Raw genomic sequence first — 15,872 nt, forward strand, 5'->3', positions numbered from 1 at the left:
CGGGCGCCCTGCGTACCCGGCGTGCACAGCTACCCTTGACAGGTGACCGACGCCCAAGAGACCGCAGCAGAGACGACACTGCGAACCACCGGGGGCGCTCCTCCGGACGACCTCCCCCCGGCGACGGTCCCCTTGCTGGAGCCGCGCGAGGGCATCCCGCCCGTCACCGCGGACGCGGACGGACTCGCCGAGGTCGTGGCGGCCTTCGCCGCGGGCCACGGGCCGGTGGCCGTCGACGCCGAGCGCGCCTCCGGCTACCGCTACGGGCAGCGGGCCTATCTGGTCCAGCTGCGCCGGGCCGGAGCGGGGACCGCACTGATCGATCCCGTCGGCTGCCCCGATCTCTCGGGGCTGGGGGACGCCATCGCCGACGCCGAGTGGGTGCTGCACGCCGCCACCCAGGACCTGCCGTGCCTGCGTGACATAGGCATGGTCCCGGCCCGGCTCTTCGACACCGAACTCGCGGGCCGGCTGGCCGGGTTCGCCCGGGTGGGGCTGGGCGCCATGGTCGAGAACATCCTCGGCTACGCCCTGGAGAAGGGCCACTCGGCCGTCGACTGGTCCACCCGCCCGCTGCCCGAGCCCTGGCTGCACTACGCCGCGCTCGATGTCGAGCTGCTGGTGGACCTGCGCGACGCGCTGGAGGAGGAGCTGACCCGGCAGCGGAAGCTGGACTGGGCGCACCAGGAGTTCGCGGCCATCGCCGCGGCCCCGCCCGCCCCGCCGCGCAAGGACCCCTGGCGGCGCACGTCGGGGATGCACAAGGTCCGGCGGCGGCGGCAGATGGCCGTGGTGCGCGAGCTGTGGACGGCCCGGGACCATATCGCCCAGCGCCGCGACGTCTCCCCGGGCAAGGTGCTGGGGGACGCGGCGATCGTCGAGGCCGCGCTCGCGGTGCCCTCGACCGTCCGGGCGCTGTCCGCGCTGAACGGCTTCGGCCACCGGATGAGCCGCCGCCAGCTCGAGCAGTGGCAGGCCGCGGTGGACCGGGCGCGAGCCCTGCCGGAGGCGGAACTCCCCCAGCCGGGCCAGCCGGTGGCCGGTCCTCCGCCGCCCCGGGCCTGGGCCGACAAGGACCCGGCCGCGGCGGCGCGGCTCTCCGCGGCCCGGGCGGCGGTGACCGCGCTGGCCGAACGGCTGAATCTGCCCCAGGAGAACCTGATCGCCCCGGACACCGTGCGGCGGCTGTGCTGGGAGCCCCCGGAGGAGCCCACCGCGGATGCCGTCCGCGTCGTTCTCGCCGGTCATGGCGCACGCCCCTGGCAGATCGAGCAGGTGGCCGAGGTGCTCACCGGGGCCCTTCAGGCGGCCCCGGCCTGAGGTGGCGGGCGGGGACCGGCGGGGTGTGCGGCCGCTCGGGTCTGTGACCTTCGACGCTCCGGCGGCGGGGACTGGGCACCGTGGTTACTCATAAGTAGCATGAGGGATGGGTACCCGCCGTCCTCGGCGTGCCCGCAGCAGTGCCATCCCGCACCTGGAGGAGAGCCAACGTGCCTCGTACCGCTAGGGACGTCGTCTTCGTCGACGGCGTCCGCACCCCATTCGGCAAGGCGGGCCCGAAGGGCATCTACCACGAGACCCGCGCCGACGACATGGTCGTCAAGTGCATCCGGGAGCTGCTGCGCCGCAACCCGGATCTGCCGCCGGAGCGCATCGACGAGGTGGCCGTCGCCGCGACGACGCAGATCGGCGACCAGGGCCTGACCCTCGGCCGCACCGCGGGCATCCTCGCCGGGCTGCCCCAGTCCGTCCCCGGCTACTCCATCGACCGGATGTGTGCCGGTGCGATGACGGCCGTCACCGCCACCGCGGGTTCCATCGCCTTCGGCGCCTACGACGCGGTGGTCGCGGGCGGTGTCGAGCACATGGGCCGGCACCCGATGGGCGAGGCCGTCGACCCCAACCCCCGCTTCGTCTCGGAGAAGCTGGTCGACGAGTCGGCCCTCTTCATGGGCATGACCGCGGAGAACCTCCACGACCGGCTGCCGCACCTGACCAAGCAGCGCGCCGACGAGTACGCGGTGCGCAGCCAGGAGAAGGCCGCCAAGGCGTACGCCAACGGCAAGATCCAGCAGGACCTGGTGCCGATCTCGGTGCGCCGCACCAGCCCCGAGGGCGGCGAGACCGGCTGGGGTCTGGCCACCGCCGACGAGCCGATGCGCCCGGGCACCACGCTGGAGAACCTGGCCACGCTGAAGACCCCGTTCCGTCCGCACGGCCGGGTCACCGCGGGCAACTCCGCCGGTCTCAACGACGGCGCCACCGCCTCGCTGCTGGCCTCCGAGGACTTCGCCCGTGAGCTGGGGCTCCCGGTCAGGATGCGCCTGGTCTCGTTCGCCTTCGCGGGTGTCGAGCCCGAGGTGATGGGCTACGGCCCGGTCCCGTCGACCAAGAAGGCCCTCACCAAGGCGGGGCTGACCATCGACGACATCGGTCTGTTCGAGATCAACGAGGCGTTCGCCGTCCAGGTGCTGTCCTTCCTGGACCACTACGGCCTCGCCGACGACGACCCGCGCGTCAACCAGTACGGCGGCGCGATCGCCTACGGCCACCCGCTCGCCTCCTCCGGCGTCCGTCTGATGACCCAGCTGTCCCGGCAGTTCGAGGAGCAGCCCGAGGTCCGCTACGGCATCACCACCATGTGCGTCGGCTTCGGTATGGGCGCCACCGTGATCTGGGAGAACCCGCACTTCGAGGGGAACAAGTGACCACCACCGCAGAACTTCTCAAGCGAGCCGCCGAGCTGTTCCCGGACGAGGTCGTGACCCAGGCGCACATCCGCCACCTCGACCTCCCCCAGAACGCGGGCCGCTTCGCGCTCATCACCCTGGACAACGGCCTGGACCACACCAAGCCGACCACCTTCGGCCCGGCCTCGCTCGCCAACCTCAACACGGCGCTCGACCAGGTCGAGAAGGAGGCCGCGGACGGCTCGATCGTCGGTGTGGGCCTCACCGGCAAGCCGTTCATCTTCGCCGTCGGGGCCGACCTCAAGGGCGTGGAGCTGCTCAAGCGCCACGAGGACGCGCTCGCCATCGGCAAGGGCGGCCACGCGGTCTTCAAGCGGCTGTCCTCGCTGGCCGTGCCGACCTTCGCGTACTACAACGGCGCGGCGATGGGCGGCGGTGTCGAGGTCGGGCTGCACTGCACCTACCGCACGGTCTCGGCCGCGCTGCCCGCCTTCTCGCTGCCCGAGGTCTTCCTCGGCCTGGTCCCCGGCTGGGGCGGCTGCGCACTGCTGCCCAACCTGATCGGTGCCGACCGCGCCGTCTCGGTGATCATCGAGAACGCGCTCAACCAGAACAAGCAGCTCAAGGGGCAGCAGGTCCACGAGCTCGGGATCGCGGACGCGATCTTCGAGGGCGCCGACTTCCTGGAGCAGTCGCTGATCTGGACCGCGGCCGTCCTCAAGGGCGAGATCGAGATCGCCCGGCCCGAGGTGGACCGCGGCGACGCCTGGCACGAGGCCGTCGTACGCGGCCGTGCCATCGCCGACAGCAAGGTGCACGGGGCGGCCCCGGCCGCGTACCGCGCGCTGGAGATCATCGACGCCTCCCGCAACGGCGACCTGGCTCGCGGGTTCGACGCCGAGGACAAGGCGCTGGCCGACCTGATCATGGGCGGTGAGCTGCGCAGCGGTATCTACGCCTTCAACCTGGTGCAGAAGCGCGGCAAGCGCCCGGCCGGTGCGCCGGACAAGTCGCTGGCCCGCCCGGTCACCAAGGTGGGTGTGGTGGGCGCCGGTCTGATGGCCTCGCAGCTGGCGATGCTGTTCGCCCGCCGTCTGGAGGTGCCGGTCGTGCTGACCGACATCGACCAGGAGCGGGTGGACAAGGGCGTGGGCTACGTCCACGGCGAGATCGACAAGCTGCTGCTCAAGGGCCGGATCAACCAGGACAAGGCCAACCGGCTCAAGGCCCTGGTCAGCGGCTCCCTGGACAAGGCCGCCGCGTTCGGTGACGCCGACTTCGTCATCGAGGCCGTCTTCGAGGAGATGGGCGTCAAGCAGAAGGTGTTCGCCGAGGTCGAGGCGGTCGTGCCGGAGCACGCCATTCTCGCCACCAACACCTCCTCGCTGTCGGTCTCCGAGATGGCCGCCAAGCTCAAGCACCCCGAGCGGGTCGTGGGCTTCCACTTCTTCAACCCGGTCGCCGTGCTGCCGCTGCTGGAGATCGTCCGCGGTGAGCGGACCGATGACGCGGCGCTGGCCACCGCCTTCGGCGTGGCCAAGAAGCTGAAGAAGACGGCCGTGCTGGTCAAGGACGCCCCGGCGTTCGTCGTCAACCGGATCCTGACCCGCTTCATGGGCGAGATCCAGAACGTCATCGACGAGGGCACCCCGATCGACGTGGCCGAGCGGGCGGTCGAGCCGCTCGGACTGCCGATGTCCCCGCTGGTGCTGCTGGAGCTGGTCGGCCCGGCGATCGGTCTGCATGTCTCGGAGACGCTGCACGGCGCGTTCCCGGACCGCTTCACGGTCTCGGAGAACCTCAGGCGCGTGGTCGAGGCGGGCAAGCGCGGCTTCTACGTCCACTCCGCCGACGGGTCTGCTGAGCCCAAGCTGGACCCGGAGGTGGTGGCGCTGATGCAGCAGGGCGACACCGTCCTGACCGAGGAGCAGGTGCGCGCCCGGGTGCTGGACGCCGTCGCGCAGGAGATCGGCCTGATGCTCGACGAGGGCGTCGTCGCCGAGGCGCAGGACATCGACCTGTGCCTGATCACCGGTGCGGGCTGGCCCTTCCACCTGGGCGGCATCACGCCGTACCTGGACCGCGAGGGCGTTTCGGAGCGGGTGACCGGGAAGAAGTTCCTGGCTCCGGGCCTGGCCAGCGTCCCGGCGTAGCCGGGCGGCCTGGCGACCCTGCCCTGATCCACGGGCGCCGGCCGGATGGACCTCTGACGATCCGTCCGGCCGGCGCCCGTCGGCGTTCGCGGTGTCTCCCGGGCCTCCAGCGGCCCTCTCAGCGGCCGCCGACGCGGGTCCAGGCCCGCAGGGCCAGTCCGCCTTCATCAATCTTCTGGCGGGCCACCAGCAGCACGCCGTCGAGGGAGACGGCGGCCAGCACCACCCGGCCCAGCCCGTCGAGGGCCAGCGCCGGGTCGCGGGCACCCTGTTCGCCCGAGGGTGTCCACCACACGCCCGCCGACTCGTCCTCCGTCGGATGGGCGGCGACGGCCAGCCGGCCGCTCCCGGTGTCGCGGTGGGCCAGCACGGTGCAGTCGTGGCCGTCCACGGGCGCGCGGAGCACGGCGGCCGGCCCGGCGCCCGCGGTCCCGCCCAGGGACGCGGTGGCGTCCGCGTCCGGGCGCCAGGCGAGCAGCCCGCCGCCGTCCGCGTCCCGCCAGTAGTGGGTGACGGTGTCCCGGCTGGTCTCCACGGCGGAGGCGGACCACGCCTGGACGCGCGCCGGTATGTCCGCGCCGCGGCGCAGGGCACCGCCGGGCTCCGGCTGGTACCAGCGCAGGGCCGCTCCCGCACTGGCCGGGGCGAGCAGTTCGACCCGGCCGTCGGCGGTCGCGGCGGCCGACAGCCCGTCGAGGACGTCCTTGCCCTTCAAGTCGGTCCAGCCGCCCCATTTGCCCTTGGCGTCCTGGCGGCGGCAGCTCACCCCGCTCCCGGCGTTGCGCACGAAGACGTGCACCGCGCCCGAGGCGTCCACGGCCACGGCGGGGGCACCGGTGCGCGCCGCCTTGCCCCGGTCCTTGGGGTGCGGGGTGCCGAGCGCGTGCCACGCGGTCAGCGGACGGCCCGTCTGGAACTGGGTGGCGTGGACGACTTCGACCCGCGGGGGCTCGCCCTCGGGGCCGGGTTTGCGCCGCAGCCCCACCAGATGCGCATAGCCGTCGGCACCCTGAGCGACCGTCACCGCGCCGAGGTCCGGGGCCGCTATCAGCCAGGGACCCGTCCACGACGGCCCTCCCGGGCGGTCCTCGGTCCAGCGGGCGACACCCCCCGCCACCGGTGCGTAGGCCGTGAGCCTGCCGTCCTTGCCGCGGAGCAACCGCAACGCCATGGCCCGCCGCCAACCTTCCCCGGCGCCAACCGCCGTGTTCCTACCCCGTCCATAGTATTTTGCCTGTTCTATGAACGGTTCTGACGCCGGTCCCGCCCCGGCCCCCGGTCTGGTGGTCGTGGACGCGGCCAATGTGGTCGGTTCGGTGCCCGACGGCTGGTGGCGCGACCGACGCGGCGCGGCCGAGCGGTTGCGCGACCGGCTGGCCGCCCTCGCGGTCGACGGCCTTCGGCAGGACACCGGCGTCCCCGGGTGGGCGACCCGTCCGCCGCTGGACCTCGTGCTGGTGGTCGAGGGCGCGGCCCGTGGGGTGGAGCCGGTGGAGGGGGTCGGCGTGGACGCCGCGCCGGGCAGCGGCGACGACCGGATCGTGGAGCTCGTCGCGGAGCGGGAGCCGGACCGCCCGTGCCTGGTGGTGACCGCCGACCGGGAGCTGCGGAAGCGGGTGGGAGCGCTCGGGGCCGGGGTGGCCGGTCCCCGGGCGGTGCGTTCCGGCTGACCGCCCCGAGGAATTATCCGGCTGTTCCCTCCTTTTCCCGGCTCTCCGTTTTCCTCTCTCCGGGCCTGCTCTCCGTTTCCCGCTCTATTTTCCGCACCATTTCCCGCTCTCTTTTCCGCTCCATCCCCCGTTCCGTTCCGCCCCCCTTTCCCGCCTTTCGTCAGGCGCGCGGCAGCACGTCGAGCAAGGCCCCCACAGCGAGGACGGCATAGGCGCCGAGGGTAACCGTGGCGGTGGACACCAAGGTGGCGCGCGGGGGTTGCCGGACCAGTTGATAGGCAATGAGACCGGGCACGATATAGCCCAGTGTCTGGTGCGAGAAAAGCATCGGGAACTGATTCCGCAGCACCATGTAGAGCGTCGCCTGGAGCAGGACGCCGCACATCACGACCGCGGCGAACAACCGCTTCCCGTAGAGGATCACCGCGCCCTGCAGCAGTCTGGTGGACAGATACGTCAGCACGGTCACGCCGAGGACCATGGAGGCCAGCCGCAGGTCCTCGACGAGGGTGAGGGCGAGCCAGCCGGGCGTAATCATGCCCCCGGGCGAGAGATTGGTCGTCAGATAGCAGACCAGGGAGAAGAGCAGGCCGAGGGCGATACCCAGGGCGGCCATGTCCGGGCTGAGGACGACGGGGTTCACTGGGCGCCTCCGGTGCCGTCGGTCGCGGTCTCGGTCGCGGTCAGGGTCGTGATGGGCGTGGCGGTGGCGGTGGTCATCGGGGCACCGGCCGTGGGCAGCCGTGCCAGCCGTTCCAGGAGCCGCTCGCCCTGCCCGTGGATGTTGCCGATCGCGACGAGGGACGCGTCGCTGCCGCCGACCCCCTCAAGGACGGCTCCCATCAGCTCGTCCGCGTCGCGGTGGTCGCCGCCGAGATCGACGACCCGGCCCGTCCAGCTGTCGGGTATGCCCTTGCGTGCGCTCTTGGTGGGGTGGCCGATCAGGAACACCGACTCGGGGTCCAGTTCGGGCACGAGGGCCCCCATCTGGCCGTTGCGCTCGACCCGGTCCGGACGGCAGTTGACGAGGACGTGCAGCGGACGGCGGATCGCGCCGAGCTCCATCAGCCGGCGCACGTTCATCAGCGTCGACTCGGGGTCGTTGGCGGCGAACACATTGGCGAAGCCGAGCCGGGCGCCCCGCGGCGTGCGGTACTTCTGCACCGACAGCACGCCCGGGTCGGGCGGCGCCGCCCACATGCCCCGCAGCGCCGTCTGCCGGTCGACGCCGAGCAGCCCGGCCACCGCGACCGCTATCGCGACGTTCTCCTTGAAGGTGAACCAGCTGAAGCCGCGCAACTCCTCGTCCGTGACGGACTCCGGGTCGACGGTGATCAGCTCGCAGTCGCGGACGGCGGCTTCCTCCCGCAGGATGTGCAGCCGGTCGCGCTCGGCGGTCACGCACACGCCGCCGGCCGGCATGGAGCGGCACAGCGAACGGGCCACGTCATCGAGCGTCGGTCCCATCTCGATCAGGTGGTCCTCACGGACATTGCACAGCACACCGATGGTCGAACGGATGAGCTTGGTCTGGTTGACCTCCTGGAGGGCGGGCATCACCGCCATGCACTCGATCACCAGGGCCTGGGGCCGACACGCCGCGGCCCGCCGGACGATGCCGATCTGCTCGACGACGTTGGCGATGCCGAACTTCCGGTAGACGGGCTCCTCGGTGGCGTCCGGGTGGATGAAGCGGGCGGCGGTGCCGGTGGTTTTGGCGACCGTGACCAGCCCTCCGCCACGCAGCGCGCCCGCGCACAGGCGGGTGATGGAGCTCTTGCCCCGGATGCCGTTGACCAGCACGCGATGCGGCATCCGCGCCAGGTTCTCGAAGTGTCTGCGTTGCTCGACCACTCCGGCGACGAGCAGCCCGAGGGAGCAGAGGAGGAAGACGATGTAGAGGAAAAGCATGTCTCCGCTTGTGGGTTGTGGGGGGAGGTTCGTCAGGAACGGCGGGCGAGCCCGGCTCAGCGCGGCTGCCCGACGACGGGTCTGGGCGTGCCGGTGGCGCTCGGCTCCGCGGCGGCCAACCGCTGCCGGATCAGCTCCAGGCTGCGGACGACCGAACCGACCTCGTCGTGGTGGCGGGGGTATCGCACGGTCTGCAGATCACCGGCGGCGAGCGCGGCGGCGGACCGGTCCAGGGCCCGGAGCGGGCGCAGTACGGCCAGCTCCAGCCAGCCCAGGCACAGCACGGCCGCGCCGAACGCGAGCAGCCCGGCGACCTCGGCCCGGCGCTGCGTCTCGTACGAGGCGAGCGGCAGCCAGGAGACCGGCTTGTGGGTGACCACGCGCCACCTGAGGGCGTTGACGGCGCCGGTGCCCCGTACGGGGGCCGCGGTGGTGAGCGTGGCGCCGTCCCCGGGGCGGCCGGGCAGTGAGGCGAAGGCGATGAAGCCGTCGTTGGAGCCGATGACCTTGTCGTCCGCGTCGACCAGCCAGGCCCGGCCGATATGGGCGCGGTCGAGTGCCCCGCTGAGGACCTCGGGCCGGAACTCGGCCACCAGAGCCCGGCCGCCCACCGGGACCACCGCCGCCGACACCGGCACCCTGCCGCGGTGGTTGAGCTGGAGGACGGCGGGCGTACCGCGCTTGACCCGGCTCAGGACGGCCTTGCGGTCCGCGTCGTACGGGGTACCGCCCGCGCGTTCCAGGACCTCCCCGTCCCGGCCGAGGAGGTAGAGCGAGCGCCATGCGCTGTGCTCGGGCAGCGCCGCCTTCAGGGCCCTCCCGAGCCCGTCGGGCGTATGTCCCGCGAGCAGGGCGACGGAGGACAGATCGGCGGCGCCTTCGCCGAGCACCCGCCGTACCCGGCCGGACGCGGCGTCGGTGCGGTCCCTCTGGGCGCGCACGACATGGGCGGGCACCGGCTCCCCGCCTTCGGCCAGGTTCATCAGCGGCAGCGCGCAGGACCAGGACGTCACGAGCACCACGCAGCCCAGCACGGTGAGGCGCACGCTGCCGCGGGCACGCGAACGCGCGGTCTCCTCGCGCTCGCCCAGCAGTTGGCGTCGCAGCGACTCCAGAGACCCGCCGAGCCGCGCTGTCTCGCCGTGCCCGTACCGGGCCACCGGGCGCGCGAGATCGCCCTGCGCGAGGCGGCGGGCGTCCAGGTGCAATCGGAGCACCGGGCGCTGGATCCAGCGGATCAGCATCCAGGTGACGGCGAGACAGATCGCCAGCAGAGCGGCAGCCGCGCCCGCACCCCGCCACCGGTCGCTCCCGACGGCGGTGCCCTCCGGGACCTGTGCGCCGGAGGCCACGACCAGGCCGAAGTCCTGTCCCCCGTCGCCCGCCGGTACGGCCGCGTGGCCGACGACGGCGAAGTGGCCGCGGTCGCCGCGTGCGGTATGGCTGCCCGTCGCGCCCCGGGCCCGGCCGGACTCGCGGGCCAGCTCACGCAGGGGCTCGTCGCCGTTCCGGTCGCCGGAGGCGGCGAGGATCCGGCCGTCGGTGTTCACGACGAAGGTGGCGCGGCCCGCCCGCTCGTCCGGCACGGGCAGCGCGCGGGAGGCGACCAGCAGCCGCCCTCCCCCGTCCGGCGCGTCGAGGGGCGCGAAGGACAGTACCCGGGACTCACCGGAGGGGAGCCTGACGAGGCGGGAGCGCGGTCTGTCCCCTGCATGGCGGACCAGCGGGCGCTCCGGCGGCACGGCCTCTCCGTGCGAGGCGAGCGGGCGGCCGGTGGCGGCATCCACCACCGAGAGGCCGCGCCACTTGTGGTAGGCGCCCGCGAGCTTGCGCAGCGCCTCCTCAGGGGTGCCCGGGTCGCCGAGGCGGAGCAGTTCGGTGGCGTCGCGCAGGTCACCGGAGCTCTGCTCCAGCGAGGCGCGAAGGGATCCGGCGGCATCGGCGGCCACGTCCTGCTGAGCCTCTGCCACGGCGCGCGAGACCCCGCGGTCGTCCGAATGCCCAACGGTCAGGGCGGTGAATCCCGCGACGGCGAGCAAGAACACGCCCAACGCGGCTATGGGCGGGCGGACACCCCCGAGAAGAGGCATGTCCGCGCGTTTTCTTCGCCTTGGGGGCGAGCGCCGTGCGACCCTTACGGCTAAACCCATATGCCATTCTCTTTTCCTTTGGTTTTCCCTCTTCCCTTACTGATGACGGGATTTATCGGCGCGTTGATATCCAGGGGGCGAAAGTTGCTGTGAGGTGTATCACATTGAGAAATCCGTTCAGCTTTGGGCCGAGGAGGCGGCGATTTTGGGCCATTGCTTTCGTACTCGCCTTGTGCGCCTCGGGAACACTCATTACGCTCGCGCGCCAGGACTCCGGGTCGCCCCCGGCCCCGTCGGCCTTCGGCCTGGAGCGGCATGTCCGCGCGTACGTGGCGGACTTCCCCCGTAACGGCGCATACCGGCCCCCCAGCGCCGCCGAACGCGCCGGGATCGGCGAGGGGATCACCCGGCTGCTCGACGGCAGGCCCGACGCGGCGCGCGGCCCGCTGTCCAGGGCCGGCTACGGCGTGCGCACGGTGCGGCTGGCTGGTTCGGGCCGACGGGTCGCCCAGGTCACCGGGACCGGCGGTCGCGGGGCATCGCGGCGCGGCTGGGGCGAGGTGTACGTCGATCTGAGCAGCCGGGTGCGGTGGAGCGCTCAGGTGCCGCACCCGGTGTCGGACCAGCACACCGAGCTGATGGGCGCCGAGCTGTTCTCCCGGGCACCCGGCGGGGTCCTGGTGCTGGCGGGCGCCACCCGCCACGCGGGCAAGGGCAACACGGCGGACGTGGCACACCGCGAGGACTCGGTGTTCGACGCCGTCTGCGCGGCGCTCGCCGCCCGCCGGATCCCCGGCATCCAGGTCCACGGCTTCGCCGACGACAGCTCACCGGGCAACGACGTGGTGGTCTCGCCGGGTCCCGGCCGGGCCGGGGCGCTGGTGCGCGAGGCGGCGCACCTGCTCTTCGCCGACGGGTTCGAGGTGTGCCGGGCCTGGCGGCGGGACTGCGGCGAACTGGAGGGCACCACCAATGTGCAGGCGCGCACGGCGGCCGCGCACGATGTCTCCTTCCTGCACATCGAGACCAGCCGCAGCGTCCGCGACTCCCCCCGGGCCCGCTCACGGATGGTCCACGCGCTGGCGCGGACGGCGGGGCGGCTGGGGAGAGGCTAGGGCCGTATCACCGGCTCCTGGCGGGCCCGGCGCAGCCCGGCCGAGGCCGGACACTCCGCCCTGCGATGCTCCCCCAAGCGCCGCGGACCGTCCGTGAAAAGCCGTCAGCCAGGCGCTAGCGGCGCTTTCCGGCGGTGGTCATCCGGCTGTGGCGGCGTCCGTAGAGGAAGTAGACGAAGAAGCCGATGACCATCCACACCCCGAACCGCAGCCAGGTCTCCGCGGGCAGATTGAGCATCAGCCACAGCGAGGCCGCCACCGACAGCAGCGGCAGCACCGGCACCCAGGGGGTGCGGAAGGCGCGGTGCAGATCGGGGCGGGTGCGGCGCAGGATGATCACGCCGAGGGCGACCACGACGAAGGCGAAGAGGGTGCCGATGTTCACCAGCGCCGCCAGCTCGGAGATGCTGGTGAACCCGGCGACGATGGCGATGATCACACCCAGCAGGATCGTGGACCGGTAGGGCGTGGCGAACCGCGGGTGCACCTTGGAGAAGACCCTCGGCAGCAGCCCGTCACGGCTCATCGCGAAGAACACCCGGCTCTGGCCGAGCAGCAGGATCATGCACACCGTGGTGAGCCCGACGGCCGCGCCGAAGCTGATGAGGCCCGCGTAGAAGGGATGGCCGGTCGACTTGAAGGCGTCGGCGAGCGGGGCGTCGATCGACAGCTTGGTGTACTTCTGCATCCCGGTGACCACGATGGACACCGCGACATAGAGGACGGTGCAGATGAAGAGCGAGCCGAGGATGCCGCGTGGCATGTCGCGCTGCGGGTTGCGGGTCTCCTCGGCGGCGGTGGCCACGATGTCGAAGCCGATGAAGGCGAAGAAGACGACCGCGGCGGCGGCGAAGATGCCCTGGACGCCGTAGGTCGTCGGCTCGTAGCCGAACATCAGCTGAATCAGCGGTGCGCTGAACCCGGAGCCGGCGACCGTGCCCTTGGGCTCGGGGATGAAGGGGTCGTAGTTCCCGGGCTTGATGAAGAAGGCGCCCACGATGATGACCAGCAGCACCACGGTCACCTTGATCGCCACGACGACGGAGGTGACCCGCGCGGACAGCTTCATGCCGAGGACCAGGATCACGGTGAGCACGAGCACCAGCAGGAAGGCGAGCAGGTCGAAGGCGAAGCCGTGGGCCGCCTCGGGGCCGGAGAGGGCGAGCGGGAGGTGCCAGCCGGCGTTGTCCAGGAGCGAGCGGATGTACCCGGCCCAGCCGACCGCGACCACGGCGGTGCCGAGCGCGAACTCCAGCACCAGGTCCCAGCCGATGATCCAGGCGGGCAGTTCGCCGAGCGAGGCGTACGAGAAGGTGTACGCGGACCCGGCCACCGGCACGGTCGAGGCGAACTCCGCGTAGCACAGGGCCGCGAGGGCGCAGACGACGCCCGCGACGACGAAGGCGAGCGCGGTCGCGGGGCCCGCCTGCTCCTTGGCGACGGATCCGGTCAGCACGAAGATGCCGGTCCCGATGATGACGCCGACGCCGAAGACGGTGAGGTCCAGGGCGGACAGGGACCGCGTCAGCGCATGCTCGGGCTCCTCGGTGTCCTGGATGGACCGCTCGACGGACTTGGTCCGCAGATAGTCCGGCCGGGCCTTGGCCTGGGCACCGCGGCCTCCGGAGCCGCCGTCGGGTCTCGATTCGCTCACCGGTGCCACCTCCACGCCTGCCCGTGCCCCGTGCGCGCCCATGGTTCAGCCAACCGGTGGGAGCGGGGCGGGGGCACACTCCGGGCCCGCGCCGATTCACCCGATGGGGCGGGCCCGCGGGATACGCGCTGGGCCGGTCGGAGCACCGAAGGCGCCGACCGGCCCGGTGAGCCGTCGCGGACGGGAGGCGGTCGTGGTGGCCAAGCGGCCTCGCTGACGTCCGGTGCGGTGCGGTTGCGCCCCGAAGGGGCGCGGGGCCGTGTCGCTGTGCGGCTCCGCCGCGTGGGCGCGACCGGCCACGACGCGGCCGCGGACGAACGAGCGCGCCTCGCGGCACTTCCCGCGGAGCGCTCAGGTCCTGTCCGGTGGATCTTTGAGGGTCAGCCCGCGGCGTCTGGTGCAGGGGGCACCTCCCAGCGGTAGCTGGGGGAGGATCGCAAGGCGGAGGATCGCCCTCGTACTGGGCGTACTCGGGCGACTCCGACAACGCAGCCGGGGGCACCTCCCAGCGGTAGCTGGGGGCGCGGTGCCAGGCGTCGCGGGCCCGATAAGATCCACCGGACAGGGCCTAGTCGCGCACCGGCTCCCCGGCGGACGCCGGCTGCGTCACCCGCCCGGCGCGGCCCGGACCGGTCGCCTCGGCGGGCTCGGCGGCCTCGTCCCCGGTTCGGTTGCCGATCCGGGAGACCAGGCCGGTGACCTGTCGGGCGATGTCGGGGGCGGTCAGCCCGATCTCGGCCATGACCTCCTTGCGGGAGGCGTGGTCCAGGAAGCGCGGCGGGATGCCGAAGTCGCGTACCGGCATGTCGACGCCGGAGTCGCGCAGCGCCTGGGCGATGGCGGAGCCCACACCGCCGACCCGGCTGTTGTCCTCGACGGTGACCACGACGCGGTGGCGCTCGGCGAGCGCGGGCAGCTCCTCGTCGACCGGTTTGACCCAGCGCGGGTCCACCACCGTGGTGGAAATGCCCTGTTTGTCGAGAAGGTCGGCAGCCTCCAGACACATCGGGGCGAGCGCCCCGACCGACACCAGCAGCACATCGGGCCGCTCGCCCTCGTCCTGCGCGGGCTCGCGCAGAACGTCCATCCCGCCGATCCGGCCGACCGCGGCCACCGCCGGGCCCACCGCGCCCTTGGAGTAGCGCACCACGGTCGGTGCGTCGTCGACCTGGACGGCCTCGCGCAGCTGGGCACGGACCTGGTCGGCGTCGCGCGGGGCGGCGATCCGCAGCCCGGGGACGACCTGAAGGATCGACATGTCCCACATGCCGTTGTGCGAGGCCCCGTCCGTACCGGTGATCCCGGCGCGGTCGAGGACGAAGGTCACCCCGCAGCGGTGCAGCGCCACATCCATCAGCACCTGGTCGAAGGCGCGGTTGAGGAAGGTGGCGTAGACCGCGAAGACCGGGTGCAGACCGCCGGTGGCCAGGCCCGCCGCCGAGACCGCCGCGTGCTGCTCGGCGATGCCGACGTCGTAGACCCGGTCGGGGAAGCGCTTGGCGAACTCGGTGAGGCCCACCGGGTGCAGCATGGCCGCGGTGATGGCCACGATGTCCTCGCGCTCCTCGCCGAGCTTGACCATCTCCTCGCCGAAGACCGAGGTCCAGTCGGCGCCGGAGGCCGAGATCGGCAGCCCGGTGTCCGGGTGGATCTTGCCGACGGCGTGGAAGCGGTCCGCCTCGTCCTGGAGGGCGGGCTGGTAGCCGCGGCCCTTCTCGGTGAGGCAGTGCACGATGACCGGGCCGCCGAACCGCTTGGCCCGCTGCAACGCGGACTCCAGTGCCTCGATGTCATGGCCGTCGATCGGACCGACGTACTTCAGCCCCAGGTCCTCGAACATGCCCTGCGGGGTGATGAAGTCCTTGAGCCCCTTCTTGGCGCCGTGCAGGGTCTCGTACAGCGGCCTGCCGACGACCGGGGTGCGCTCCAGCAGGTCCTTGCCACGGGCGAGGAAGCGCTCGTAGCCGTCGGTGGTGCGCAGCGTGGCGAGGTGGTTGGCCAGTCCGCCGATGGTCGGGCCGTAGGAGCGCTCGTTGTCGTTGACCACGATGACCAGCGGACGGTTCTTGGCGGCGGCGATGTTGTTGAGCGCCTCCCAGGCCATCCCGCCGGTGAGCGCCCCGTCACCGATCACGGCGACCACATGGTCCTGCTTGCCGAGCAGCTCGTTGGCCTTGGCCAGTCCCTCCGCCCAGCCGAGGACGGTCGAGGCGTGGCTGTTCTCGATGACGTCGTGCTCGGACTCGGCGCGCGCGGGGTAACCGGACAGCCCGCCCTTGCTCTTGAGCCGGGAGAAGTCCTGGCGGCCGGTGAGCAGCTTGTGGACGTAGGACTGGTGCCCGGTGTCCAGCAGCACCTTGTCGCGGGGCGAGTCGAAGACCCGGTGCAGGGCGATGGTCAGTTCGACCACACCGAGGTTGGGGCCGAGGTGGCCACCGGTCTTGGAGACGGCGTCGACGAGAAAGGTGCGGATCTCCGCGGCCAACTGGTCCAGCTCCTCCGGAGCGAGCCGGTCCAGATCGCGCGGTCCCCTGATGCGGGTCAGCAGCACCCGTGCCTCCTTGCTTCGAGCGTCTCCATCGAGCCTTG

10 protein-coding genes and 1 pseudogene are annotated in these 15,872 nt (G+C 72.3%); 5 read left to right on the forward strand and 6 right to left on the reverse strand.

All coding sequences use genetic code 11. The features are described from left to right. Positions 1–42 precede the first annotated feature (42 nt). The 3 genes from HUT19_RS10115 (at position 43) to HUT19_RS10125 (ending at position 4,843) form a co-directional block, all read left to right on the forward strand. Complete coding sequence (locus tag HUT19_RS10115) at positions 43–1,320, forward strand: ribonuclease D (protein WP_176180139.1); 1,278 nt, start codon at positions 43–45, stop codon at positions 1,318–1,320. Between the two features lie 170 nt (positions 1,321–1,490). Beyond that, the gene (locus tag HUT19_RS10120) at positions 1,491–2,708 is read left to right on the forward strand and encodes an acetyl-CoA C-acyltransferase (RefSeq protein ID WP_176180140.1); all 1,218 of its coding nucleotides are present in this window, start codon (positions 1,491–1,493) and stop codon (positions 2,706–2,708) included. Next, positions 2,705–4,843 carry a 3-hydroxyacyl-CoA dehydrogenase NAD-binding domain-containing protein gene (locus HUT19_RS10125; RefSeq protein WP_176180141.1) on the forward strand — a complete coding sequence of 713 codons (2,139 nt, stop codon included), beginning with the start codon at positions 2,705–2,707 and terminating at the stop codon, positions 4,841–4,843. The genes HUT19_RS10120 and HUT19_RS10125 overlap by 4 nt, the downstream gene beginning before the upstream one ends. 118 nt (positions 4,844–4,961) lie before the next feature. Here HUT19_RS10125 and HUT19_RS10130 read toward each other — a convergent pair whose 3' ends face one another. Then, positions 4,962–6,014, reverse strand: a complete 1,053-nt coding sequence (locus tag HUT19_RS10130; protein ID WP_176180142.1) for a hypothetical protein — start codon at positions 6,012–6,014, stop codon at positions 4,962–4,964. 70 nt (positions 6,015–6,084) lie between these two features. Between HUT19_RS10130 and HUT19_RS10135 the strand changes: the two genes are divergently transcribed. After that, positions 6,085–6,513, forward strand: coding sequence for an NTP pyrophosphohydrolase (locus HUT19_RS10135; RefSeq protein ID WP_176180143.1), 429 nt, complete (start codon positions 6,085–6,087; stop codon positions 6,511–6,513). A 160-nt stretch (positions 6,514–6,673) separates the two neighbouring features. On the opposite strand, the gene HUT19_RS10140 is transcribed toward HUT19_RS10135, so the two are convergent. From HUT19_RS10140 to HUT19_RS10150, 3 genes and pseudogenes are all read right to left on the reverse strand, one after another. Next, a complete protein-coding gene (locus HUT19_RS10140) occupies positions 6,674–7,156 on the reverse strand; it encodes a poly-gamma-glutamate biosynthesis protein PgsC/CapC (protein ID WP_254885511.1) in 483 nt (160 codons plus the stop codon). A gap of 92 nt (positions 7,157–7,248) precedes the next feature. Beyond that, positions 7,249–8,424 (reverse strand): annotated as a pseudogene (gene pgsB, locus HUT19_RS10145) (poly-gamma-glutamate synthase PgsB); the annotation flags it as partial. Positions 8,425–8,480: 56 nt separating this feature from the next. Beyond that, complete coding sequence (locus HUT19_RS10150; protein WP_176180145.1) at positions 8,481–10,514, reverse strand: HAMP domain-containing protein; 2,034 nt, start codon at positions 10,512–10,514, stop codon at positions 8,481–8,483. Positions 10,515–10,744: 230 nt separating this feature from the next. On the opposite strand from HUT19_RS10150, the gene HUT19_RS10155 reads away from it, so the two are divergent. Further along, the gene (locus tag HUT19_RS10155) at positions 10,745–11,629 is read left to right on the forward strand and encodes a hypothetical protein (protein WP_176180146.1); all 885 of its coding nucleotides are present in this window, start codon (positions 10,745–10,747) and stop codon (positions 11,627–11,629) included. 115 nt (positions 11,630–11,744) lie between these two features. On the opposite strand, the gene HUT19_RS10160 is transcribed toward HUT19_RS10155, so the two are convergent. Both HUT19_RS10160 and dxs read right to left on the reverse strand, forming a co-directional pair. Then, a complete protein-coding gene (locus HUT19_RS10160) occupies positions 11,745–13,214 on the reverse strand; it encodes an amino acid permease (protein ID WP_254886145.1) in 1,470 nt (489 codons plus the stop codon). Positions 13,215–13,851: 637 nt separating this feature from the next. Further along, positions 13,852–15,834: a 1-deoxy-D-xylulose-5-phosphate synthase gene (gene dxs / locus HUT19_RS10165; RefSeq protein WP_176180148.1), complete on the reverse strand. Its 1,983-nt coding sequence runs from the start codon at positions 15,832–15,834 to the stop codon at positions 13,852–13,854. Positions 15,835–15,872 lie beyond the last annotated feature (38 nt).

Source organism: Streptomyces sp. NA02950, from assembly GCF_013364155.1.
Classification (GTDB): Bacteria; Actinomycetota; Actinomycetes; order Streptomycetales; family Streptomycetaceae; genus Streptomyces.